We start from the raw sequence: 20807 nt of genomic DNA on the forward strand, positions 1-20807 counted from the left end.
GCGAGCCGTCGCACGTGCTTGCCGCGATGGATGTGCCGCGCGATGAGGCGCTGGCGGCGGTGCGGCTGTCGCTGGGCGAAACCGCTACGGCGCAGGACATTGAGTACGTACTCGCCTATCGGCCGTCGTTGCTTGGTCCACTGCAGGAGGAAGCAGCGCATCCCGCTTGAACGTGGTTTGAACCTGTCATCAATCTCCGGAGTCCGCAACCATGAAAGTCATGATCCGCAAGGACAGCAAGGGTGCGCTGAGCGCCTACCTGCCAAAGAAGGACCTGGAAGAGCCCATTGTCGCGATGGCGCAGCCCGGTATGTGGGGCGGTCTCGTCACGCTCGCGAACGGCTGGCAACTCGACTTGCCCGCGATGGCCGACGATACGCCGCTGCCCATCACGGTCGACGCGCGGCGCATTGCTGGCGTGGAGGAGTGAGATGAGCCTGAACGCCGAGCAATTAAACTTCGCTGCGGACCTGCTCCGCACGGCACCGACGCTGCGCGACGCCGCCACGCAATGGCACCAACGTTATCCCGAGGTGCGCACAATGCATGTCAGCGCATCGGTGATGAGCGACGATATGGCAGCGCTTCGGTTCGGTGTGCGCAGTATCTATTTCGCGATGTCGGCCGGGCATTGCAGGTCCATCACGCAGCGGCCTGAAGAGGCCGATGCGTTGATCCTGACCGAGGAGGAGGCGCATGGAAATCGATGAGATCTCGCTGACCGAACCGGCTTGCGCGACGCGCGAGATCGATTTCGTCAACGCTGTGCTGCATTCCTCACGTTGGAGCGACGGGCCGATGCTTGATTCGTTCGAGCGCGCGTTTGCGGGCTGGGTCGGCCGGGAGTATGCGGTCGCGGTCGCGAGCGGCACGCTCGCGACCTGGATTGCGTTGCGCGCGACGGGGATCGGCCCGGGAGACGAGGTGGTCTGCGCGTCCCACACCTGGCATCAGGTGGCGCACGCGATCACGCTGGCGGGGGCCGTGCCGGTGTTCGCCGACATCGACTACTGGAGCGGTTGTCTGAGCGCCGAAAAAGTCGCGCAGAAGATCGGCCCTCGCACGCGCGCGATCCTCGCGGGCAATACCAACGGCCACCCGGCCGCGTGGGCGCTGCTGCGCGAACTGGCCGACGCGCAGCGCTTGCGGCTGATCGAAGACAGTACCGAGGCGTTGGGCTCGAGCTACCGGGGCCGCAACGTCGGCTGTTTCGGCGACGTATCAGTGTTCGACTTCTCCAGCCCGTCCGCGCTGTGCACAGGAGCGGGCGGCATGCTCGTCACCGACGATGACGAACTCGTCCATGAACTGCGCTATCTGCGCGAGCGGCGCGTCACAGACCGCGCGTCCGTCTCGGTCGGCTCGCGGGTGCCGCTGCAGGCGGGCGTCAGTGATTTGACCGCCGCGCTCGGTCTCGCACAACTGGCCGAACTCGACACACGCCTCGCGCAGCGAAAGCAGGTCGAGACTTGGTATCACGAAGAGATGCAAAGCTTCGAGGGGATCAAGCCGGCCTACGTGGCCGAGGACGTCGAAGAAGTGCACTGGATGCTCTATGTTGTGCATTTGGGCAAGCGTTTTACGCAGAGCGCGCGCGCCCAGATGATCGACGACATGAAATCTTGCGGCATTGAGACGGTGGCCTATAGCCATCCGCTGCATCAGCAGTTCCACTACATGAACGCGGGGGATGCGATCGGCCGCAAGAGCGGCCTGTTGCCCGACACCGAGCGCATCGGCGATCGCGCGCTGGCGCTGCCGCTGCACACGCTGCTCGACACTGACCAGGTCAAGTATATCGTCAAGACGCTGAAAGACACCGCGACCAACGTGGGCGCCGGCGCCGCCATTTATCTGTGAGAGGCATTTCATGACCGTTTCAGTGCAGACCATCACCGAACGCCTGTGTGCGGGCGGCGTCATTCCGTACCTGGGACCAGGACTGCTCGCGCTTTGCCCCGATACGGCGGTCCCTGCCACGCCACTCGCGCTCGCCGAAATCATCACGGCCAAGGTCAGCGTGCTGCACAAGATCCGCACCCGGCTGACCCAGGCGGCGCAGCTCATCGAAAACTTCAAGCATCGCAAGTCGCTGGTGAGCGTCATGAATGAGGCCTTCGCCATGACATCGACGCCGTCGGCACTGCATCGCGCGCTGGCGACGATCGGCGCCGGGCTGATTGTCGATAGCTGGTACGACGATACCTTCGCCCGCGCGCCCGCGCAGGCGCGGCCGCAGGGCGGCTGGGCGCGGTTGCAGGGGCTGTCGCAGGCCGAGCATTTCGGCCATTGGTTCGCGGCCTATAGCGCAGACGGCGCGTTGCTGGATGCCGTGCCGGCCTCGGGCGCGCTACTCTACAAGCCGATTGGCGGCCATGCGCCGGCCTCTAACTATCTGGTCTCTGACAGCGACTTCGTCGAAGTCTTGAGCGAGATCGATATCCAGACGCCCATTCCGCCTGCCGTGCAGGCGTGGCGCAGCGGTCGAAGTTTTTTGTTTCTGGGCTGCCGTTTCGATGACCAGCTCACACGCAGCTTCGCACGCCAGATCATGAAGCGCTCCTCAGACATGCACTGGGCCGTGCTGCCCGACGAACCGACGCGTATGGAGGCGCGCTTTCTCGAAGAGCAGGGCATCACGTGCATCGCGATGCCGCTTGGCCGGTTCGCCGAAGCGTTGGTGGATGCCTTGCAACCCGCACTGGCCGCGTGAAGCGTGGCCGCTATTCATCGTTCTTTATCCGTAGCCTTTTATCAAGATCGCCATCATGACCACACTGACCGTACTGCCTTCGGGCAAGACCTACGACGTTGCCGCCGGCGCGACCCTGCTGCAGGCACTGCTGGCCGTAGGCGAGAGCATCGAGCACAAGTGCAACGGTAAGGCCGACTGTGGATCTTGCCACCTGTTCGTACAGGAAGGGCGCAAAAGCCTGTCGAAGATCCAGCGGCTCGAAAACGACAAGCTCGATAGGCTCGTCGTCATCGGCTCCAAATTGCGGCTCGCCTGTCAAGCCGTGCTGGCCGAAGAGCCGGTGACCATCGAACTGCTGACTTCGTCTGGGCGGCGAGATGACCACGGTCGAATCGCTGGTGGTCGACGCGGCCGTCGTCGGCGCGGGTCTAGGCGGCCTCGCGCTGGCGCGCGTACTGCATGCGCAGGACGTTTCCGTCGTGGTCATCGAAGCGCGCGAGGGCGACCGTGCTGACGCAATGTTGCGAATCCACCGGCCAGACGCTGGGCCTCGTTCCGGCCTGGTTTTGGCCCGATGCGGAGCCGCCCATCACCGCGCTGCTCGACGAACTCGAACTCGGTATGCCGAGCTTGCGGCAGCACGACCCCGGCGATGCGCTTTGGCCCACGACCGAACCGCGAACCGTAGCGGCGCGAGGGGCCGCTTGGGACGCATGCCGGGGCGCGCCGCATCGCAGGCGGGACGGCGCGCCTGGTCGATACGCAGGCTGCAGCGCTTCCGGCAGCCTGCGTGCGGACCGGCAACGCGTTGCTGACGCTGCGTGACCGGGGCGCCTGGCTTGAACTGCAAACCGGAAGTAGCGTTGCGACACCTGCTGCGTGCCCGCCGGGCGGTATTCGCGTTGCCGCAGCGGCTGATGGCGGCGCATGCCAGGTTCGATCTGCCGCTGCCAGCGCTGCTTGCTGACGCGCTCGCGGCCACACCGACCCTGCTGAGCGCGGCGCTGGCGTTCAGCAACACGTCCTGCGCGTTGTCGAACTTCCCTGACGAGCACCAGCCGTACGCGGCGCTGCTACGTGCGATCGCGCTCGAATCGAACGTGCGTCTCGTGCATGTCTGTCCGGACATCGATCCTGCGGCGGTGCCGGCATGACCCGCAGCGCCGCTATCGAAACCAGCGCGCGGCTGGCGATCATCGAGCAGGCCGGCACGGCGGCGATGATCCTGACCGAAGGCGTGGATCCGGGTAGCGTCGAGATACGGGCAGATGCCCTTCGCGCGTTCCAGCAGGCCGTCGGCGGTGGCCTGATCCGGCGTGCCGGCCACATGACGACGGTGAGACTGAATGCCATCGGGAAGGCGCCCTCGAAGTTCACATACATCGACAGCGCGATTCCCCGCTCGGCTCAGCGCAGCAGCTTGCAGCGCTCGGCCGGTGAATAGTTGCTGAGGTGCCCTTCGCGGGCCGCCTGACGCCGCGCGCAGGAGATGATCGCGCGGCTCTTGCCGGGCGAGGCCGGCGCGCTGACCTGCTTGTCCAGCGCGGTGCCGCCGCATTGCGGGCAGACTGGCGTGTGGCCGGCGCGCACCAGCGTTTCGAATGCGTGACTGCAGGCCGTGCAGCGGTAGTCGTACAGGGGCATAGTGATCAGATCTCCGTCTGAGGTGGATGGGGCGCAGCGGCTCGCCCGTTGGTGCGAGCTGTGGTCTGTCATTGCGGCGTAGCCTTCGTGAGGCATGTCCGGGGCCCGGCGCGTGCGCGCCGAGCCCGCTCCAAGTGGGCACAGGGCCGCATTGAAGCCGACCACGCGGCGCTCGTCGCATTGCATCAGCGGCGGGCGGATCAGCAGCGGCTCGGCCAGCAACAGCGCCAGCGCGACATTGGCGTCGATCGTTTCCGGCACCACTTCGCTCGACTTGATGCGCGGTGCCGCGCGGTAGAATCTCCCGTTGACCGGCCGCGGCGCCACGAAGGCCCGCAGCGTGCGGCGGTCCACAGCCAGCTCAGTATGTTGCGCACGTCGAGTGTGTGACCGGCTATGCACGGCAGGGCTTTCTGGCGCGCATTGCCGCAGCAGCCGGGTTTTTGGGTGAGGTGTGCCATTGCCGGGTTCTCAGGTTTGACGCAGCAGTTGCAGGCAGTCGAGGCCGGCCGCCATGTCGATGGCAGTGAAGTCGTCCTGGTAACGCACAGCCGGATCGGCGCCCAGCCCGAGCAGCGTGCGCACTTAACAACGGAACCGGACACTAGCTGCGCTGGCTAGAACTTCATCCCGACGCCTATTCCCAGTACCAGTGGGTCGATGTCCAGTCGGCCCAACGAACTGCCGCCGACCGAGGCGTCCGTGTGCATCCAGATCTTCTTGATATCCGCGTTGAGAAAGACGGTCTTCGTGATCTGCACGTCGACGCCAGCCTGCACCGCCGGACCGAAGCTACTGCGTGACACCTGGATGCCTTCGGGGCCCGCGCTCAGGCCGTCGTTGTAGAAGTACGTGTAGTTGACTCCCGCGCCGACATACGGTCGGATCATGCCAGCATGGTTGAAGTGATATTGCAGCAGCAGCGTCGGTGGTAGCACATTCACGCCACCCAGATCGCCGAGGCCAGACGTCACGTGGTGCCGCGAGGTGCCGAGAATCAGCTCGACGCCGATCGCGTCGCGGATCATATAGGTCAGGTCCAACTCCGGCACGAGTGCGTTATTGACACCCACGCCGAGCGACGACAATGTGCCGCTGGTATGTACTTCCGGCTCGATCGAGATGGCACGCAGACGCACGAGCACGTCACCGGCGTGGACCCCATCCGCCAGCACCTCGCCCGCCATCGTGCTTCCGTTCGCGCTTACATCATCCGCGTATGCCCGCACTTCGAACAAACCGGTAGCGCACAGGCTTGTCACGATCATCACGGCCTTAATCATGTGCTTCATCGCTTTCCCCTTGTTGATGTATGCGGGGAATTGTCGACGCGCAAATCAGGGCTGCCCTTGCGCAGGATCAACCGGTCCCGAGCCCGAAGTCAAGATGCGACATCGGGTCACACGTCGGAACGTCGAGATAGCGAGAGCCTTGAGGCTGGACTATTGGCCTTCAACCTCATTGACTGGTACCCAGGATGTTTCTCGCACCGGGAGACACCGATTTCGCAGCAATTGCCGGACTGCCTGCAGCCGCCGAACGCGACAGTCATGCGTGATGCTTCGCAGTTGAGATCAATCTGGCGGGTGCGAACATCGACACGAGCTGGCAGGGGCGTGCCGTCCCGTTGTCCGGTCGCAGGCACGTAATTTCAGGTGGCCGCCTTCGCGAGATTGCGCGCCTGAGCGTAGCGTTATTCCAGAACGAACGTCCGTGTATATCACAAACATGTCCCGCGCCTCGCCTCTCACCTACACAGGACTATCGCGCTCACGACACCTCGTATTGAAACAGATCAGCGCTTTCCGGGTTCCATGCAGGACAATCGGGCAGCCGTGTTCGCCGCGCTGTCCGCGCGGAAGGATTTATTAGTGACTCTGATCATTCATCGACCGCGAGCCGTATGCGCGACAGGTGTGGACCGATGACCGGGCGCACTGCAAGCAGGCAGGCATTCGGGGACAGTGACGTTTGCAACGAAGGCGCAGCTCGCGCGCAGAATGCTCGAGCGCGTGCCGGATGACGAAGTACCGTGCGCATGGGTCACGGCAGAGGAGGTGTACGGTGGCGACCGGCACCTGAGGCTGTGGCTCGAATCGCGCGAACAGCCCTTCGTGCTGGCGGTCGCGAACAATGAGCTGCTGTGGTGGAAGAGACCCGATTATGTGCGTGCCGACCGGATCGTGGAAGCGCTTGCCCGCACAGTCCTGGCGGCGTCTTTCGGTAGGCGCTGGGTCCAAGGGCGGGCGTCCGTGCGACTGGGCGCTCACGCTGTTATGGCGCCTGCAGATTACCCCGAGCAGCGCCGTTTCGAACACTACCTGCTGGCGCGGCGCAGCCTCGATGAAAAGCGCGAAACAAGCGTATTACGTGGTCTACGCGCCGAGCCGCTCAGCCACACGGCAGACACTGGCCAATGTCGTGGGCCGCCGGTGGGAGCCACTCAGCGTCCGGGAGATTCGACGACTGTTGTGCCGAGTGTTATGGCAGGCCATCCATGCGATCAATCACGTGCACGACGGGTTTGACACATCGACGTCAGCCACCGATGCACGATGGCCGCCGACCACGTCCTATACATCGGTAAATCCGCAGTCCGCAGAACATCTGCGCCTACGCCTGGCTGGCGTTGCCCTTATAGCAATAGATCAGCACGGGCCGCTGCCGGTCGGTGCGCAACAGCGGTGCGTCCTCGTTCGCGGGCTAGAGGCGCACGGCACCGGGCCAGCCATCGCGTGCCTAACTGGCGGCGTCGCGCGCGTCGAGCAGCAGCGCGTCCGGGGCGTCGCGCCAGCGACGTGCGGACCTGGTCGAACGTGAGGAGACGAGACACGCGTTCGCCATTCATCTTCCGATCTCCTGTCGACGATGCGGGCCGTACCGGGTTCGCTGCCGATGGGCTCGTTGACCGATGGCTCACATCTCAGAGGAGGACCGGTGCTGTGGTGATCCGTTGCGTGCCCGCTCCTTCCATCTGTCGGGCCGTGCACAGCAGTTGCAGCCCGAGGTCGGCTGCCATGTCGAGCGCGCTGCGGCCATCCGGTGCGCACAGTTCTGCGTTCGCCCCATTCGCAAGCAGCATCTGCACGACGTCGAGGCGAGCGCTCGCGGCTGCCTGCATCAGGCATGTGATGTCGTCGTCGTTCACATGGTCGATCGGCGCGCCGGCGTCGATCAGCCGCAGGATGGTCGCGGGGCCGCCGTGCAGGCACGCGAACCAGAGCGCATGGTTGCCGTTGTCATCGAGCGCGTCGGCGCATGCGCCGAATGCGAGCAACGCTTCGACCACCGTGTCCTCGCCATGTTGCGCGGCGCGCATCAATGGGGTTTCGCCGTTCACGCAGCGCGAATGCGGATCAGGGAAGCTGTGGTACGCCAGCCAGGTGGAAAGTGCGGCGGGCACGACCGTTTCGAGTTGTGCATCGGCGTTCCGGACAACGCGCGAGACCAGGCATTCGCGGACGACGAAAACAGTGTCGGTATGTATGATCATGGTCGCCTTCGGGTGCAAGGGAACATCGGTTGGCGCAGCCGCGCGGGCGGCAGCCGTTGGGCCCCGCGCTTCAGACAGGCCGGTTCTCGTTGGGGTTGCGCACCGGCCCCATCAATTCAAGCCCTTCGCTGTAGGTGATCAGGTCGAAGGTCACGTCGAACTTTATGGCCGCGTCCGCTACCGTATCCAGCTTGCCGCCTGAGTCCTTCTTCTTCAATTCGTTCTTTTCGAGGTGCAGCAGTTGGAGCATCTCGTTGTAGACGGTGGACTCGAAAATCGGCAACACATAGAACATCGCGTCCTTGTATGGCACCTGATATCGCTTGCTCAGGTCGATGTTGTCGCAAAAAAGAAAGTATTTGCCACCCGCCGAGAGCGTGTCGCTGAGCACCTCGGCCACGTCCTTCAGATGCTCGAAGCTCAACAGATACCCGGCGAAGAACGGCAAGTGCTTATGGCCGATCGTCGCGCATGCCATCACCTGATCGCAGGTCAGCTCCGGCGGCCGAGCTTCGTCTGCGAGCTTCGGGGCAAACCGCAGCGCAAGTTCGCCGCGGAAGCCGACCCGGCCGAACTTGTTCGTCAGCCCCTTGAGAACCGGGTTGAGCAGACGGCCTTCGTGTTCGAGACGGGCGAACGCGGTGTCGTCGATTTCCTTGTGGGCGAGCGTTTCGGTCATCACAGATCCTTGGATTAAACAGCGTTGAAGAGGATTCACGTCTGCGTATTGCGCATCCGGTCGGCGATTTTGAAAAAGGCCTGCATCAGTTCTTCACGCAGCGCCGGAGCGACACCCGTGTCGTCGAACGCGGCGCGCATGCAAGCTAGCCACGCATCCCGTTCGGCGGTGCCGATCGCGAATGGGGCATGACGCGTGTGCAACCGTGGTTGGCCACGCTGTGCTGAGTACTGCTTGTCGGCGCCGAGCCATTCGCACAGATAAAGCACAAGCACCGCCTTCGTCGAAGACAGGTCCGGGTGATGCATCGCGCGAATGCGCTGCGCGTCGGCCCGCGTATCCATGTGCCGATAGAACGCGTCGACCAGGCGGATGACGGCGGTCTCGCCGCCTAGACGGTTGAAGTGCGTCTCCCGCGGCACGGGTCGCGAAGGTTGGGTGGCTGGTGTGTCCATGGCGCGATCAATGCAATAACCGAACCAGGCCGCAAGCCGGCCATTGTCCGGCTGCACGCAGGCCAATGCCGCAGAAATCGCACGACAAACGCGCCCGAATGGTTTCATTGGCGACGAAGTTAATGTGGTTTGTCGCGAAATCGACAGGACAGAAGGGGGAGCAAAGGTCCCGAACCAACCGTCGCAGCGCGGGGGGCGGACGCGACGCAGTACCGCTGGTGGCGTGGCACAGAAGCTGCGTTTGGAGTCCAACGCGGACACAGGTCCGGCCGATGCGTGACTCGATATAAGAAGACCCATACAGGCACGACAGGCTGACATGGTCGCGGTTACGCAACCCTGGTTTCAACCCTTCTTCCTGAATGGAGAAATGCAATGTCTAAACTTCGGCAAATCGCCTTCTACGGTAAAGGCGGTATCGGCAAGTCGACCACCTCGCAGAACACCCTGGCCGCCCTGACTGAACTCGGGCAGAAGATCCTGATCGTCGGCTGCGATCCCAAAGCGGACTCTACCCGTCTGATCCTGCATGCAAAGGCGCAGGACACCATCCTGTCGCTAGCGGCCGAAGCCGGCTCGGTGGAGGACCTCGAACTCGAGGACGTGATGAAGATCGGCTACCGCAACATCCGTTGCGTGGAGTCCGGCGGTCCGGAACCGGGCGTCGGCTGCGCGGGCCGTGGCGTCATCACGTCGATCAACTTCCTCGAAGAAAACGGCGCCTATGACGGCGTGGACTACGTGTCGTACGACGTGCTTGGCGACGTGGTGTGCGGCGGTTTCGCAATGCCGATTCGTGAGAACAAGGCGCAGGAAATCTACATTGTGATGTCCGGCGAAATGATGGCCATGTATGCGGCCAACAACATTTCAAAGGGCATTCTGAAGTACGCGAACAGCGGCGGTGTGCGGATCGGCGGGCTCGTGTGCAACGAGCGTCAGACCGACAAGGAACTCGAACTCGCCGAAGCGCTGGCGAAGATGCTCGGTTCGAAGCTGATCCACTTCGTGCCGCGCGATAACATCGTGCAGCACGCCGAGCTGCGCCGCATGACGGTGATCGAGTTCGCGCCCGAATCCAAACAGGCGGAAGAGTATCGCCAGCTCGCCACCAAGGTGCACAACAACGCGGGCAACGGCACGATCCCGACGCCGATCACGATGGATCAACTGGAAGACCTGTTAATGGAGCACGGAATCATGACGTCCGTCGACGAATCGCAAGTCGGCAGGCCTGCAGCGGAACTGACCGCCTAAGCGAGCGCCGCTGCGCGCGGCCCGGTGTTCTCCTTCACGCGATGAACCGGGCCATGCCGGCCACCCGCTGCCAGGCTTGATACTCACCCTATGGAGCATTCGCATGAGCGTCACTGTTGAAGAGCGCAAGGCCGCGAACAAGGCCCTGATCGATGAAGTGCTGAAGGCCTATCCGGAGAAGATGGCCAAACGGCGCGCCAAGCATTTGGGCACCTTCGAGGACGGCAAGCCCGACTGTGGTGTGAAATCGAACATCAAGTCGTTGCCGGGCGTGATGACGATTCGCGGTTGCGCGTACGCCGGCTCGAAGGGCGTGGTCTGGGGACCCATCAAGGACATGATCCACATCAGTCATGGTCCGGTCGGTTGCGGCCAGTACTCGTGGGCCGCGCGTCGCAACTACTACATCGGGACTACCGGTATCGACACCTTCGTGACGATGCAGTTCACGTCGGACTTCCAGGAAAAGGACATCGTCTTCGGCGGCGACAAGAAGCTCGACAAGCTCATCGACGAGATTCAGGAACTGTTTCCGCTGAACAAGGGCCTCTCGATCCAGAGTGAATGCCCGATCGGCCTGATCGGAGATGACATCGAGGCGGTCTCGAAGAAGAAGAGTGCGCAGTATGAAGGGCACACCATTGTGCCGGTGCGCTGCGAAGGCTTTCGCGGCGTCAGCCAGTCGCTGGGCCACCATCTGGCTAACGATGCGATTCGAGACTGGATATTCGACAAGGCCGATCCGGACAAGCGGCCCGAATTTGTTTCGACGCCTTACGATGTTGCGATCATCGGCGATTACAACATCGGCGGCGATGCCTGGTCGAGCCGGATTCTGCTCGAAGAGATCGGCCTGCGCGTGATCGCGCAATGGTCGGGGGACGGCTCGATCGCGGAGCTTGAGAACACGCCCAAGGCCAAGCTCAATTTGCTGCATTGCTACCGCTCGATGAACTATATCAGCCGGCACATGGAAGAAAAGTACTGCATTCCGTGGGTGGAATACAACTTCTTCGGCCCGTCGATGATCGAGAAGAGCCTGCGCGAGATCGCCAGTCACTTCGACGACACCATCAAAGCCAACGCGGAGAGGGTGATCGCCAGGTATCGACCCTTGGTCGACGCGGTGAACGCGAAGTTCAGAGCGCGCCTGCAGGACAAGACCGTGATGCTGTTCGTTGGCGGCCTGCGTCCGCGCCACGTGATCGGCGCCTACCAAGACCTCGGCATGAACGTGGTCGGCACCGGCTACGAATTCGGTCACAACGACGACTATCAACGCACCACGCACTACGTGAAGGACGGCACACTGATTTACGACGACGTGACCGGCTACGAGTTCGAGAGGTTCGTCGAACAGGCCCGGCCCGATCTGGTCGGCTCCGGCATCAAGGAAAAGTACGTGTTCCAGAAGATGGGCGTGCCGTTTCGCCAGATGCACAGCTGGGACTATTCCGGTCCATATCACGGCTACGACGGCTTCGCCATTTTCGCGCGCGACATGGACATGGCCATTTCCAGCCCGGTGTGGGGGCTCGCCAAGGCGCCATGGAAGAAAAAAACCTAAGCGCCGGCCACCGCACCGATCACCGGCCGGCAGGCCATTGAGTTGAATTTTAGGAGCATCCCTTGCCCCAATCCGCAGACCAGATTCTCGACCAGGAACTCCTGTTCCGTGAGCCCGAGTACCAGAAAATTTTCCGCGTGAAAAAGGAAAATTTCGAGTTCAACCATTCAGACGAGCAGGTCAAGCAGATCGTCGAGTGGACCAAGAGCGAAGACTACCGGCAAAAGAACTTTGCTCGCGACTCGCTCACCATCAACCCGGCCAAGGCCTGCCAGCCGCTCGGCGCAGTATACGTCGCCAACGGCTTCCATAAGACGCTCAGTTTTGTGCATGGCTCGCAGGGCTGTGTAGCGTTTTACCGCTCGCACTTCTCGCGTCACTTCAAGGAGCCGACGTCGTGCGTCAGCTCGTCGATGACCGAGGACGCGGCGGTGTTCGGCGGCATGAACAACATGATCGACGGCCTCGCAAATGCGTACAACCTGTACAAGCCTGACATGATCGCGGTCTCCACGACTTGCATGGCGGAAGTGATCGGCGACGACCTGGATGCGCTCATCAAGAACGCCAAGCAGAAGGGCAGCGTGCCGGAAGACTATGACGTGCCGTTCGCGCACACTCCGGCCTTCGTCGGCAGCCACGTGACCGGCTACGACAACGCGCTCCTCGGCATCCTCAAGCACTTCTGGGACGGCAAGGCCGGCACAGCGACGCCGCTTGTGCGCGTGTCCGATGAGAGCGTTAATTTCATCGGCGGCTTTGACGGCTACGTGGTCGGTAACATGAAGGAAATTCGCCGCATCTTCGATCTGTTCGGCGTGACGGTGAACATCATCTGCGACCCATCCGAAACGTGGAATACGCCGACCGACGGCGAGTTCCGGATGTACGAAGGCGGCACGACCAAGGAGCAAGTCGAGCGCGCCTTGAACGCGAAGGCGACCTTCGTGTTCCAGGAATACTGCTGCGAGAAGACCAGCAAGTTCATTGGCGAGCATGGCCAACAAGTGGTGGTGCTGAACTCACCGGTTGGGGTCGCGGGCACCGATCAGTTCCTGATGGAAATCTCGCGCGTGACCGGCAAGCCGATTCCGGCGCAACTGGAGAAGGAGCGAGGCCAGCTCGTCGATGCGATGGCCGACAGCCAGGCCCACCTGCACGGCAAGCGCTTTGCACTCTACGGCGACCCGGACCAGATGCTGGGCTACACGCAGTTCCTGCTGGAACTCGGCGCCGAGCCGGCTCACGTGCTGGCGACCAACGGCAACGAAACCTGGGCTGCGAAGGTGCAGGCGCTGTTCGACGCGTCGCCCTACGGCGCCGGCTGTAAGGTGTACCCGAAACGCGATCTGTGGCACATGCGCTCACTGCTGTTTACCGAGCCGGTGGATTTCCTGATCGGCAACACCTACGGCAAATATCTCGAGCGCGATACCAAAACGCCGCTGATACGCATGGTGTTCCCGATCTTCGATCGCCACCATTACCATCGCTTCCCGACGTGGGGCTATGAAGGTGCGTTGAGGGTACTGGTCACGCTGCTGGACGAGTTCTTCGAAGCGCTCGACGCCAACACGATGGACGTGGCGAAGACCGACTACAGCTACGACATCATTCGCTGACGAGGAGAGCGTGGCCATGGCAGACACAGCAGATGCATTGGGCGCGGTAGATGCACTTTTGGTCAGGATGACGCAGACCGACCGTAAGGTCGAGGTCATCAACGGCTGGTGCTGCCTAGCCGGTGTGGGCAAGTCGATCACCTCGTCCCGCAGTTCGAACGCCCGAGCCGGCAGGTGATAGCCCAGGTGCTGCCGGAGAGCCGCGCCCGTGTGCGCCGATTGCCGTTGACGCACGAGGAGATTCCGATTGCGCAGAGTGCGTTGTCGGCGGCTTCGGAGCAGTTCGACGGAGCCCGGCGGGCATTGCGCCGCGGTCACCTCGTGCGGTGTGGGCGAAGATTGCGGCGAGGGGTGTCGAGTAGCGGGCAAGCTGAAAACGAAACCACTCGCTGTATGTAGCTAGCCTGCATGACGAACCTCAGGGAGCGGGGCATGATCTATGTAGTCCAGCAGTCTGACTCAGTGCCGTCGCGTGCGCCGTTCGCCCGCGACGACTTTGAGCAACAGGCGGCGGTGTCCGACTTGCTGAGCACCGCGGAGGTCTATGACGGGGTAACGTTGCGCGGACTGCTCGCGCTGAACGATCACGATTCCGATGCGAACGGACAGGCAGTGTACCCGTCAATCTGCGCGGTTGGCGACGAGTACGAGTGGTTGGTGGCGCTCGAAGTGCGGGGCGCGCCCGGCAGGGCAGGCGGCCCGAATGGCGCATACACGTTGTGGCACAGCGCACACGCTATGCGAGAAGGCGCTTTGCGAACACCTAGGACCGGACGCGTTGCTGGGGGCGCGCGCGAACGCGATCGCACCGGTTCTGCTCCGTACGGAACGGCAAGGCAGGCATTGAACGTATGTTGTCGTTTTCTGTGTCGCGAACCGCCTGTCGCAAACCGTTCAAACCCGCCATGGCAATGCGCGAACGACACGCTTCAGCGCCAATTTCGCGCGTTTTCTAGACGTTTTCCGGTGGTATGGAACTTGCCGGTAGAGAGACGTCCATCCATCAGGAGCATGTCATGTCTGCTTCGCTCAATGCCCAAATCGCCGAGGTTTTCGACGAGCCGGGTTGCGACAAGAATCAAGGCAAGAGCGAGAAGGACCGCAAAAGAGGCTGCACTAAGCGGCTTTCGCCGGGTTCGGCCGCAGGTGGGTGCGCGTTCGACGGCGCGAAGATCGCTCTGCAGCCGGTGGCGGACGTCGCACATCTCGTGCACGGGCCAATTGCCTGTGAAGGTAACTCGTGGGACAACCGGCACGCCGCTTCGTCCGGTTCGCAACTCTATCGCACTGGCTTCACCACCAATATCAACGAACTCGACGTCGTGTACGGCGGCGAGAAGCGCCTGTTCAGGAGTCTGCGCGAAATCATTGAGAAATACGATCCGCCCGCAGTGTTCGTCTACCAGACCTGCGTCACTGCGCTGATCGGCGACGACATCGAGGCAGTCTGCAAGCGCGCAACTGAACAATTTGGCAAGCCGGTGATTCCGGTCCTTTCCCCTGGTTTCGCCGGGCCGAAGAATCTCGGCAACAAGCTTGGCGGCGAGGCGATCCTGAACTATGTGATCGGCACGCGCGAGCCCGATTACACGACGCCGTATGACATAAACGTCATTGGCGAATACAACCTCTCGGGCGAACTCTGGCAAACCAAGCCGCTGCTCGACGCGCTAGGCATCCGTATCCTCTCGTGCATCTCCGGCGACGGGCGCTACAACGAGATCGCAAGTTCGCATCGCGCCAAGGTCAATATGATGGTCTGCTCAAAGTCGATGATCAACATCGCGACAAAGATGCAGCGGCGCTACGGCATCCCTTACTTTGAGGGCTCGTTCTATGGGATCGGCGACATGAGCGACACGCTGCGTCGTATCGCCAGCCTGCTCGTGCAGCAGGGCGCGCCGGACGATCTGCTCGATCGGACGGAGCGCCTGGTCGCCGTCGAGGAAGCGCGCGCGTGGGAGCGTATCGCGCACTACAAAGCGCGCCTTACCGGCAAGCGGGTGTTGCTCATCACAGGTGGCGTGAAGTCTTGGTCGGTGGTTTCCGCGCTGCAGGAAGCAGGGCTCGAAATCGTCGGCACCAGCGTCAAAAAGAGCACTAAGAGGGACAAGGACAAGATCAAGGAGATCATGGGCGACGACGCCCACATAATCGACGGTATGACGCCGCGCGAGATGTACGCGATGCTCAAGGACGCGCGGGCCGACATCATGCTGTCGGGTGGCCGTTCACAGTTCGTCGCACTGAAGGCCCACGTACCGTGGCTCGACATCAACCAAGAACGCCACCACCCTTACGGCGGCTACGAGGGGATGGTCGAGCTGGTGCACGAGATCGACCGCTCGATCTACAACCCGGTGTGGCAACAGGTGCGCATCCCTGCTCCGTGGGATGACGACGGGCAAGCGCTCGGTGTGGTCCAAACGCAAGTCGCGCACCCACTGTCGAGCGCCGCGGCGTGGGTGATGGGTCTTGAACCCGGTATACCAACCTGACGCCCCCTGAACTAGAGAACATGCTATGGCCGATGTCGTCGAATCTATGAAAGCCTGTGCGGTCAACCCGCTCAAGATGAGCCAGCCGCTGGGCGCCATCCTCGCGTTCCTTGGACTCGATGCCTGCATGCCCCTAATGCACGGCTCGCAGGGCTGCACGTCGTTCGGCCTCGTGCTGCTGGTGCGCCACTTCAGGGAGGCGATCCCGCTGCAGACGACGGCCATGGACGAAGTCACCGCGGTGCTCGGCGGCTACGAGAGCATCGAGGCCGCGCTGCTCAACATCCGCAAGCGCGCTGCGCCGAAGGTCATCGCGATCTGTTCAACAGGCCTCACCGAGACCGAGGGCGACGACGTGGACGGCTATCTCGTTACCGTGCGCAAACGCAACCCCGAGCTCAAGGACACTGAGATCGTCTATGTGTCGACCCCCGACTATGTCGGCGCGTTCGAAGACGGCTACCGGCATGCGATTACCGGAATCGTCAACGCGCTGGTCAAGGCGTTGCCAACGGTGGCCAATCAGGTGACGCTGCTGCCCGGCAGCCATCTGTCGCCTGGCGACATCGACGAACTGCGCGAGATCATCGAAGCGTTCGGCTTTGATATCATTGTGCTGCCCGACATTTCCGGCTCGCTCGACGGCCATATCGCGCCGGACTGGCGCAGCACCACACTGGGCGGTACCACACTCGGGGAGATCCGGGCCGCGGGTGCATCGGCATTTACGATCGGTGTGGGCGAGCAGACGCGCGACGGTGCGGAGGCATTGCATGCTATCGCCGGCACACCGTTCGAAGTGTTCGAGCGGCTCACCGGACTGGAACCCACCGACCGTCTGTTGCACTTGCTCGCGCGGCGCTCACGACGACCCGTTCCCGCGAAATACCGCCGTCAGCGCAGCCAATTGCTCGATGCGATGCTAGACGGGCATTTCTACACTGGAGGCATAAGGGTCGCGATCGGCGCAGAGCCCGATCTGCTTTTCGCGGTGGGCAGCATGCTGCACGAGATGGGCGCGCAGTTGCGCTGCTGCATCAGCACGACGCGATCACCAGCGCACGCGTTGCTGCCCGCTGATCAGGTCGTGATCGGCGATCTCGAAGACATGGAGCGCGCCGCGGCGGACTGCGACCTGCTGATCACACATTCGCACGGCAGGCAGATGGCTGAGCGCCTGCAGAAGCCGCTCTTCCGGATCGGCTTTCCGGTCTTCGACCGCGTTGGAAACGCACGTCGACGCTACGTCGGCTACCGTGGCACGATGAACCTGATCTTTGAGATCAGCAACCTGATGATCGAGCAAATTCCGCATCACGGTCCGGGCGACTGGCCGCTGCCGCAGGCCGCTATCGATCTGGCCGCGCGCGATCCGGCGCAAAAAGCGAACATTCCTGTCGTCGCGGCCGGTGCCTGACCTACCTAAAGGAGCACACAGTATGAAGATCGCGTTCGCCACCCAGGGCAGGCAGTTCGTCGATGCGCATTTTGGCTGGGCGAGGAGCATCGTCACCTACAACGTCACACCGTACGGCTACCAGTTCGTCGAGGCGTTCGACTTTGGTGGCAAGCTGGAGGAGGACGGCGACGAGGACAAGCTCGCGCCCAAGCTCGAAGCCGTCAAGGATTGCGCGATTCTGTACGTCGTCGCAATCGGCGGCTCGGCCGCGGCGCGAGTGGTTGCGCTGAAGATTCACCCGATCAAGGTGTCGCGGCCCGAGTCTATCGAGGAGATTCTCGGCAAGTTGCAACAGGTGCTGAAGGGCACGCCGCCGCCGTGGCTGCGCAAGGCGCTGGCGAAGGATGGCGAGCGAGTATTCGACTTTGAAGACGATGAGGTATCCCATGACTGAATCATCCACAATTCCGTCCGAGGCCACCGACGAAACGTTGCTGCGCGTACCGTTCGTGCAGCAGCTCGTCAGGCAATTGCGCGCGCAAGATGCCCACGGCGTGTGGGACGGAAAGACCGACCTGCAACTGCTCAAGCCGTACATCCACACTCCCGCGGAACGCCGCGCGATTCCGATCATGGGAGACCCCGACCCCGAAACGCTGTGGCGGCTCGAGCTTTTCTATAGCGCGATTGCGGTGGCGATCGAGCGTGAGACCGGCCAAATGGTTTCGCCGATGATGAAGATGAGCCACGAGGGCTTCGGTCGCATGGTGTTGCTCGCGGGGCGGCTCGTTGTCGTCAACAAGCAGTTGCGCGACGTACACCGGTTCGGCTTCGCTTCGCTGGAGAAGCTCGCCGAGGCTGGCGCAAAGCTTCTCGGCGAAGCGGTCGAGCTGATCCGGACGTACCCCGCCGTCGCACAGTACAGTGCCTGAAGGAATTGTGAGGGGGCCGAGACGATGAGCACCGATGCCGATGAACTCACGGCGCACCTGAAGAAACTCAACGCGCAAGCGACCCAGGCGAAGCTGGACCTGCACGACCTCTCAGAGGAACTCCCGACAAACTGGGAGAAGATTCTCGCTGTCGCTCAGCGCTGCCATGACGCCCACGCCGCGCTGATGGCAGCCCGCAAGGCTGCCGCTGCGGCAGAGGTCTGAGCCAGCGAAGCCACGGAGCCACACCATGAGCGATACCTTCAGCGTTACGCTGCCGAGCGGCGCCACCTGGACGCCGACCTTCGTCAACAGGCTCGACGAAGAAAAATGCATCGGTTGCGGACGCTGTTTCCGTGTCTGTCCGCGTGGCGTGCTGCAACTCGTCGGGCTTGACGAGGACGGCGCGCACATCGCACTGGGCGGCGACGACCAAGACGAAGACGACGAGTACGAGAAGAAGGTGATGACTATTGCGTATCGGGAACTGTGCGTCGGCTGCAGCGCGTGTGCAAAAATTTGCCCGAAAAAGTGCTACACGCACGCGGCGGCCGTCCTCTGAGCGATGACGTGACGAACGCCTATACAACCCTGATGGCGTGCGCGGTGGATGCGGGGGATCCGACCGTGCTGGCACTGGCCGGCGTGCTGTCGAGCGGGTTCGAGCACCGCGGCGTCGATGTGCTGCCGATGCGCGGACTTGACCCCGACCAGACGCACGGGATGCTCGCGCGCTGGTTCCCGGGTGCCGGGCCGGCGCTCGGTCTTAAGTGCGCGTTGTCGCCCGCGACGATGCCGCGTGAGGACGAACTCGAAGATCTGGTGGCGTTGCTCAATCACCATGCCGATCCGCGCGCCGGCCCGGCAGACGAGGCGAACTGCGTGGCCCATGCCTTGGCCTGTGCGAGCCTCGGACAAAACCACCTTTGGCAAGACCTGCTTCTGCCGTCGCGGCGCGAGCTGTCTGCGTTGATTGACCACTGGTTTCCGCGGCTGGCCGCAAAGAATACGCATGACATGAAGTGGAAGAAGTTCTTCTACAAGCAACTGTGCGAGCGCGAGGGCCTGTCCAACTGCAAGGCGCCGAGTTGTGGCGTCTGTTCGGACCATGTGCTTTGCTTTGGAGCGGAGTAGGCAAAAATGCCCGGCTCGCGCCCCCCGTCGAGCAGGCGCGTCGCCGGTCCGCTTTGCCAGGCCTCTTCGGTAGATTCACAGTGAGAAGGCGCCGGAGTTGCGTAAGCATGCTCATCGTGATGTATTCGGGCATTCAACGAGAAAATCGAACCACAAACCTTACACATCTATCGATTCGTTCCGACCTGCTGCGTCCCGGGGGGCCATGCCCTCGCTGTACACCGTTCATCCGCGCTTGCCGTCTGACGCTGCAATGGCCCGTTGCGGAGTCGCAGCAGCAAGGGCCGCGCGCCCGGGCATTGCCGTCCGCCTGCGTGCCCGCGCTGCCGCAACCGCGCCATCCGTTACTCGCGATCTGCGACGGACCGCGGTCGCGCGGTCGTCGCTGTACCATTTGCAGCGGCTCAGGCTTATGCCGCTATTTGCAAGCGTCGGTCAGCGCTTCGATTGTGTCGCCTTGCGGGTGGCCGACTTCGTGGCCGAGCCCTGCGGCGGGCTGCTGTATTACGGCGAGCGGCATGCGCATCTGCAGGCGGACTTCGGGCCGCCTTTGCGGCTTGACGAAGAGGGCCGCGAACTCCGGCTGGTTCAACTTTGGCACGTGTTCGACGACGTCGGTTTTCCGCCCGCGCTGCGCGCCGACTTCTGGGGCGGGGCACAGTCGCTGTCCGAGCATCGGCTAGCGACGCACGCTGGTCATGCTGCCGGACGCGCTGCACCTACGACACGGTGCGTAGCTGGTTTCTTACCCCGGCAGCGGGCGAACGGCTCGCGGGCCATGGCACGAGGCGCTCGCCATGAAACGCATGCGGCCTGCCGTTGCCGTAAAGGTGCGACCCGAAGGGCAACCCGACATGGATCAGAACCGCAGCACATGCCTTCCCGACAGTAATGCTAGCCTGTCGCTCGAACGCGCGCGGGCACACGTCGCGAGCCTGCAGCACGAGTTGTTCGCGATTGAGCAGACGCTGCTCGATGGCCGCGCACTGACTCGCGCATTGAGCGGGCGTCGATGGGTTTATGTAGGCGGGCGGCCAAGCATCAACGCCGTGCTGTGTGCGCTGGTGGAATCGGCCGGAGGCGAGTTCCTTCATCACGCCGGGACCATCGACGACGATGGCCGTGCGCAAGGCCTCGAGGCTTTGCTGTCAGGCGCCTACCGGGTGCTGTGCCCATTGGATCTGATCGACCCGGACTCGCTGGTCGCGCTGCGGCGGTTGTGCGCGCGTCACCGCGCGCCGTGGTCCGCCTTGCGTTCGTCGAGCGTGACGAGCTTCATCGCGGGCGTGTTGCGGGCTCGGCCCGCCCGGCCGTGCGGCGTGGTCCCCGCGTCGCACGGCTGCCTGAGGCATGGCTGACGTCGTCATGACTTCACATACCGCGAGATGTGCGCGCGAAACGTCGTGCCTTTGACGTGGTCTTTCGACAAGAG

General features: G+C 62.8%; 26 protein-coding genes and 2 pseudogenes. 22 read left to right on the plus strand and 6 right to left on the minus strand.

Annotation, left to right across the window (positions count from 1 at the left end; all coding sequences use genetic code 11):
- Window positions 1-14 precede the first annotated feature (14 nt).
- From F759_RS44405 to F759_RS0128395, 9 genes and pseudogenes are all read left to right on the plus strand, one after another.
- On the plus strand, window positions 15-170 hold the full coding sequence (locus F759_RS44405; protein WP_244438931.1) for a hypothetical protein: 156 nt from the start codon (window positions 15-17) through the stop codon (window positions 168-170).
- A 41-nt stretch (window positions 171-211) separates the two neighbouring features.
- Complete coding sequence (nifT, locus tag F759_RS0128360; RefSeq protein ID WP_027802843.1) at window positions 212-430, plus strand: putative nitrogen fixation protein NifT; 219 nt, start codon at window positions 212-214, stop codon at window positions 428-430.
- Between the two features lies 1 nt (window position 431).
- The gene (locus tag F759_RS0128365) at window positions 432-710 is read left to right on the plus strand and encodes a hypothetical protein (protein WP_027802844.1); all 279 of its coding nucleotides are present in this window, start codon (window positions 432-434) and stop codon (window positions 708-710) included.
- Window positions 697-1860 carry a DegT/DnrJ/EryC1/StrS family aminotransferase gene (locus F759_RS0128370; protein ID WP_027802845.1) on the plus strand — a complete coding sequence of 388 codons (1164 nt, stop codon included), beginning with the start codon at window positions 697-699 and terminating at the stop codon, window positions 1858-1860. Before F759_RS0128365 ends, F759_RS0128370 begins: the two co-directional genes overlap by 14 nt.
- Window positions 1861-1870: 10 nt before the next feature.
- On the plus strand, window positions 1871-2713 hold the full coding sequence (locus F759_RS0128375) for an SIR2 family NAD-dependent protein deacylase (protein WP_027802846.1): 843 nt from the start codon (window positions 1871-1873) through the stop codon (window positions 2711-2713).
- 55 nt (window positions 2714-2768) lie between these two features.
- Window positions 2769-3056, plus strand: a pseudogene (locus F759_RS41385) (2Fe-2S iron-sulfur cluster-binding protein); the annotation flags it as partial.
- A 16-nt stretch (window positions 3057-3072) separates the two neighbouring features.
- Window positions 3073-3510 carry an NAD(P)-binding protein gene (locus F759_RS45240; protein WP_152530723.1) on the plus strand — a complete coding sequence of 146 codons (438 nt, stop codon included), beginning with the start codon at window positions 3073-3075 and terminating at the stop codon, window positions 3508-3510.
- A gap of 48 nt (window positions 3511-3558) precedes the next feature.
- Window positions 3559-3849: a hypothetical protein gene (locus F759_RS0128390; protein WP_152530724.1), complete on the plus strand. Its 291-nt coding sequence runs from the start codon at window positions 3559-3561 to the stop codon at window positions 3847-3849.
- Complete coding sequence (locus F759_RS0128395; RefSeq protein WP_027802850.1) at window positions 3846-4139, plus strand: hypothetical protein; 294 nt, start codon at window positions 3846-3848, stop codon at window positions 4137-4139. Before F759_RS0128390 ends, F759_RS0128395 begins: the two co-directional genes overlap by 4 nt.
- On the opposite strand, the gene F759_RS0128400 is transcribed toward F759_RS0128395, so the two are convergent.
- Window positions 4103-4339 (minus strand): FmdB family zinc ribbon protein, encoded by a 237-nt coding sequence (locus tag F759_RS0128400; RefSeq protein ID WP_027802877.1) that lies wholly within the window; start codon window positions 4337-4339, stop codon window positions 4103-4105. The genes F759_RS0128395 and F759_RS0128400 overlap by 37 nt on opposite strands.
- A 617-nt stretch (window positions 4340-4956) precedes the next feature.
- Entirely contained in the window at window positions 4957-5631 is a 675-nt protein-coding gene (locus tag F759_RS0128415) for an OmpW/AlkL family protein (protein ID WP_027802851.1), read from the minus strand.
- Window positions 5632-6220: 589 nt separating this feature from the next.
- Here F759_RS0128415 and F759_RS40225 point away from each other — a divergent pair.
- Window positions 6221-6778 (plus strand): annotated as a pseudogene (locus F759_RS40225) (transposase); the annotation flags it as partial.
- Window positions 6779-7262: 484 nt separating this feature from the next.
- On the opposite strand, the gene F759_RS0128425 reads toward F759_RS40225, so the two are convergent.
- From F759_RS0128425 to F759_RS0128435, 3 genes are all read right to left on the minus strand, one after another.
- Window positions 7263-7832 (minus strand): ankyrin repeat domain-containing protein, encoded by a 570-nt coding sequence (locus tag F759_RS0128425; RefSeq protein ID WP_027802852.1) that lies wholly within the window; start codon window positions 7830-7832, stop codon window positions 7263-7265.
- 70 nt (window positions 7833-7902) lie between these two features.
- Window positions 7903-8511, minus strand: coding sequence for a hypothetical protein (locus F759_RS0128430; RefSeq protein WP_027802853.1), 609 nt, complete (start codon window positions 8509-8511; stop codon window positions 7903-7905).
- A 35-nt stretch (window positions 8512-8546) separates the two neighbouring features.
- Window positions 8547-8966, minus strand: a complete 420-nt coding sequence (locus tag F759_RS0128435) for a group II truncated hemoglobin (protein WP_027802854.1) — start codon at window positions 8964-8966, stop codon at window positions 8547-8549.
- Window positions 8967-9341: 375 nt separating this feature from the next.
- Between F759_RS0128435 and nifH the strand changes: the two genes are divergently transcribed.
- The 11 genes from nifH to F759_RS0128490 all read left to right on the plus strand — a co-directional run bounded on the left by nifH (window position 9342) and on the right by F759_RS0128490 (window position 19375).
- A complete protein-coding gene (nifH, locus tag F759_RS0128440) occupies window positions 9342-10223 on the plus strand; it encodes a nitrogenase iron protein (protein WP_027802855.1) in 882 nt (293 codons plus the stop codon).
- Window positions 10224-10326: 103 nt separating this feature from the next.
- A complete protein-coding gene (gene nifD / locus F759_RS0128445) occupies window positions 10327-11790 on the plus strand; it encodes a nitrogenase molybdenum-iron protein alpha chain (protein ID WP_027802856.1) in 1464 nt (487 codons plus the stop codon).
- A gap of 62 nt (window positions 11791-11852) precedes the next feature.
- On the plus strand, window positions 11853-13412 hold the full coding sequence (nifK, locus tag F759_RS0128450) for a nitrogenase molybdenum-iron protein subunit beta (RefSeq protein ID WP_027802857.1): 1560 nt from the start codon (window positions 11853-11855) through the stop codon (window positions 13410-13412).
- Between the two features lie 16 nt (window positions 13413-13428).
- Window positions 13429-13590 carry a hypothetical protein gene (locus tag F759_RS44415; protein ID WP_244438932.1) on the plus strand — a complete coding sequence of 54 codons (162 nt, stop codon included), beginning with the start codon at window positions 13429-13431 and terminating at the stop codon, window positions 13588-13590.
- An 838-nt stretch (window positions 13591-14428) separates the two neighbouring features.
- The gene (gene nifE, locus F759_RS0128460; RefSeq protein ID WP_027802858.1) at window positions 14429-15910 is read left to right on the plus strand and encodes a nitrogenase iron-molybdenum cofactor biosynthesis protein NifE; all 1482 of its coding nucleotides are present in this window, start codon (window positions 14429-14431) and stop codon (window positions 15908-15910) included.
- A 25-nt stretch (window positions 15911-15935) separates the two neighbouring features.
- Window positions 15936-17327 carry a nitrogenase iron-molybdenum cofactor biosynthesis protein NifN gene (gene nifN / locus F759_RS0128465; protein WP_027802859.1) on the plus strand — a complete coding sequence of 464 codons (1392 nt, stop codon included), beginning with the start codon at window positions 15936-15938 and terminating at the stop codon, window positions 17325-17327.
- Between the two features lie 22 nt (window positions 17328-17349).
- Complete coding sequence (gene nifX / locus F759_RS0128470) at window positions 17350-17763, plus strand: nitrogen fixation protein NifX (protein WP_027802860.1); 414 nt, start codon at window positions 17350-17352, stop codon at window positions 17761-17763.
- Window positions 17756-18241, plus strand: a complete 486-nt coding sequence (locus tag F759_RS0128475; RefSeq protein WP_027802861.1) for a NifX-associated nitrogen fixation protein — start codon at window positions 17756-17758, stop codon at window positions 18239-18241. Before nifX ends, F759_RS0128475 begins: the two co-directional genes overlap by 8 nt.
- Window positions 18242-18265: 24 nt before the next feature.
- Window positions 18266-18466, plus strand: a complete 201-nt coding sequence (locus F759_RS0128480; RefSeq protein ID WP_027802862.1) for a CCE_0567 family metalloprotein — start codon at window positions 18266-18268, stop codon at window positions 18464-18466.
- A 25-nt stretch (window positions 18467-18491) separates the two neighbouring features.
- Window positions 18492-18803: a ferredoxin III, nif-specific gene (gene fdxB, locus F759_RS0128485; protein ID WP_027802863.1), complete on the plus strand. Its 312-nt coding sequence runs from the start codon at window positions 18492-18494 to the stop codon at window positions 18801-18803.
- Window positions 18804-18835: 32 nt separating this feature from the next.
- Complete coding sequence (locus F759_RS0128490; protein ID WP_036025431.1) at window positions 18836-19375, plus strand: nitrogen fixation protein NifQ; 540 nt, start codon at window positions 18836-18838, stop codon at window positions 19373-19375.
- 418 nt (window positions 19376-19793) lie between these two features.
- On the opposite strand, the gene F759_RS42910 is transcribed toward F759_RS0128490, so the two are convergent.
- Window positions 19794-19976 carry a hypothetical protein gene (locus F759_RS42910; protein ID WP_154670921.1) on the minus strand — a complete coding sequence of 61 codons (183 nt, stop codon included), beginning with the start codon at window positions 19974-19976 and terminating at the stop codon, window positions 19794-19796.
- 196 nt (window positions 19977-20172) lie between these two features.
- Between F759_RS42910 and F759_RS0128500 the strand changes: the two genes are divergently transcribed.
- Window positions 20173-20733 carry a DUF2325 domain-containing protein gene (locus F759_RS0128500; RefSeq protein WP_244438933.1) on the plus strand — a complete coding sequence of 187 codons (561 nt, stop codon included), beginning with the start codon at window positions 20173-20175 and terminating at the stop codon, window positions 20731-20733.
- Window positions 20734-20807: the final 74 nt, after the last annotated feature.

Origin of the sequence: Paraburkholderia dilworthii (assembly GCF_000472525.1) — a bacterium.
Taxonomy (GTDB): domain Bacteria; phylum Pseudomonadota; class Gammaproteobacteria; order Burkholderiales; family Burkholderiaceae; genus Paraburkholderia; species Paraburkholderia dilworthii.

What these genes read in the sequence shown, in the direction of transcription:
- F759_RS0128500 (WP_244438933.1), top strand. Translation starts at nt 20,173, where the DNA reads ATGAAACGCATGCGGCCTGCCGTTGCCGTAAAGGTGCGACCCGAAGGG.
- F759_RS0128425 (WP_027802852.1), bottom strand. Translation starts at nt 7,832, where the DNA reads ATGATCATACATACCGACACTGTTTTCGTCGTCCGCGAATGCCTGGTC.
- nifE (WP_027802858.1), top strand. Translation starts at nt 14,429, where the DNA reads ATGTCTGCTTCGCTCAATGCCCAAATCGCCGAGGTTTTCGACGAGCCG.
- F759_RS0128395 (WP_027802850.1), top strand. Translation starts at nt 3,846, where the DNA reads ATGACCCGCAGCGCCGCTATCGAAACCAGCGCGCGGCTGGCGATCATC.
- F759_RS0128400 (WP_027802877.1), bottom strand. Translation starts at nt 4,339, where the DNA reads ATGCCCCTGTACGACTACCGCTGCACGGCCTGCAGTCACGCATTCGAA.
- F759_RS0128415 (WP_027802851.1), bottom strand. Translation starts at nt 5,631, where the DNA reads ATGAAGCACATGATTAAGGCCGTGATGATCGTGACAAGCCTGTGCGCT.
- nifN (WP_027802859.1), top strand. Translation starts at nt 15,936, where the DNA reads ATGGCCGATGTCGTCGAATCTATGAAAGCCTGTGCGGTCAACCCGCTC.
- nifH (WP_027802855.1), top strand. Translation starts at nt 9,342, where the DNA reads ATGTCTAAACTTCGGCAAATCGCCTTCTACGGTAAAGGCGGTATCGGC.
- fdxB (WP_027802863.1), top strand. Translation starts at nt 18,492, where the DNA reads ATGAGCGATACCTTCAGCGTTACGCTGCCGAGCGGCGCCACCTGGACG.
- F759_RS0128375 (WP_027802846.1), top strand. Translation starts at nt 1,871, where the DNA reads ATGACCGTTTCAGTGCAGACCATCACCGAACGCCTGTGTGCGGGCGGC.
- F759_RS0128475 (WP_027802861.1), top strand. Translation starts at nt 17,756, where the DNA reads ATGACTGAATCATCCACAATTCCGTCCGAGGCCACCGACGAAACGTTG.
- F759_RS0128370 (WP_027802845.1), top strand. Translation starts at nt 697, where the DNA reads ATGGAAATCGATGAGATCTCGCTGACCGAACCGGCTTGCGCGACGCGC.
- nifX (WP_027802860.1), top strand. Translation starts at nt 17,350, where the DNA reads ATGAAGATCGCGTTCGCCACCCAGGGCAGGCAGTTCGTCGATGCGCAT.
- F759_RS0128430 (WP_027802853.1), bottom strand. Translation starts at nt 8,511, where the DNA reads ATGACCGAAACGCTCGCCCACAAGGAAATCGACGACACCGCGTTCGCC.
- F759_RS44415 (WP_244438932.1), top strand. Translation starts at nt 13,429, where the DNA reads ATGGCAGACACAGCAGATGCATTGGGCGCGGTAGATGCACTTTTGGTC.
- F759_RS0128480 (WP_027802862.1), top strand. Translation starts at nt 18,266, where the DNA reads ATGAGCACCGATGCCGATGAACTCACGGCGCACCTGAAGAAACTCAAC.
- nifT (WP_027802843.1), top strand. Translation starts at nt 212, where the DNA reads ATGAAAGTCATGATCCGCAAGGACAGCAAGGGTGCGCTGAGCGCCTAC.
- F759_RS0128365 (WP_027802844.1), top strand. Translation starts at nt 432, where the DNA reads ATGAGCCTGAACGCCGAGCAATTAAACTTCGCTGCGGACCTGCTCCGC.
- F759_RS0128490 (WP_036025431.1), top strand. Translation starts at nt 18,836, where the DNA reads ATGGCGTGCGCGGTGGATGCGGGGGATCCGACCGTGCTGGCACTGGCC.
- F759_RS0128435 (WP_027802854.1), bottom strand. Translation starts at nt 8,966, where the DNA reads ATGGACACACCAGCCACCCAACCTTCGCGACCCGTGCCGCGGGAGACG.
- F759_RS45240 (WP_152530723.1), top strand. Translation starts at nt 3,073, where the DNA reads ATGACCACGGTCGAATCGCTGGTGGTCGACGCGGCCGTCGTCGGCGCG.
- nifD (WP_027802856.1), top strand. Translation starts at nt 10,327, where the DNA reads ATGAGCGTCACTGTTGAAGAGCGCAAGGCCGCGAACAAGGCCCTGATC.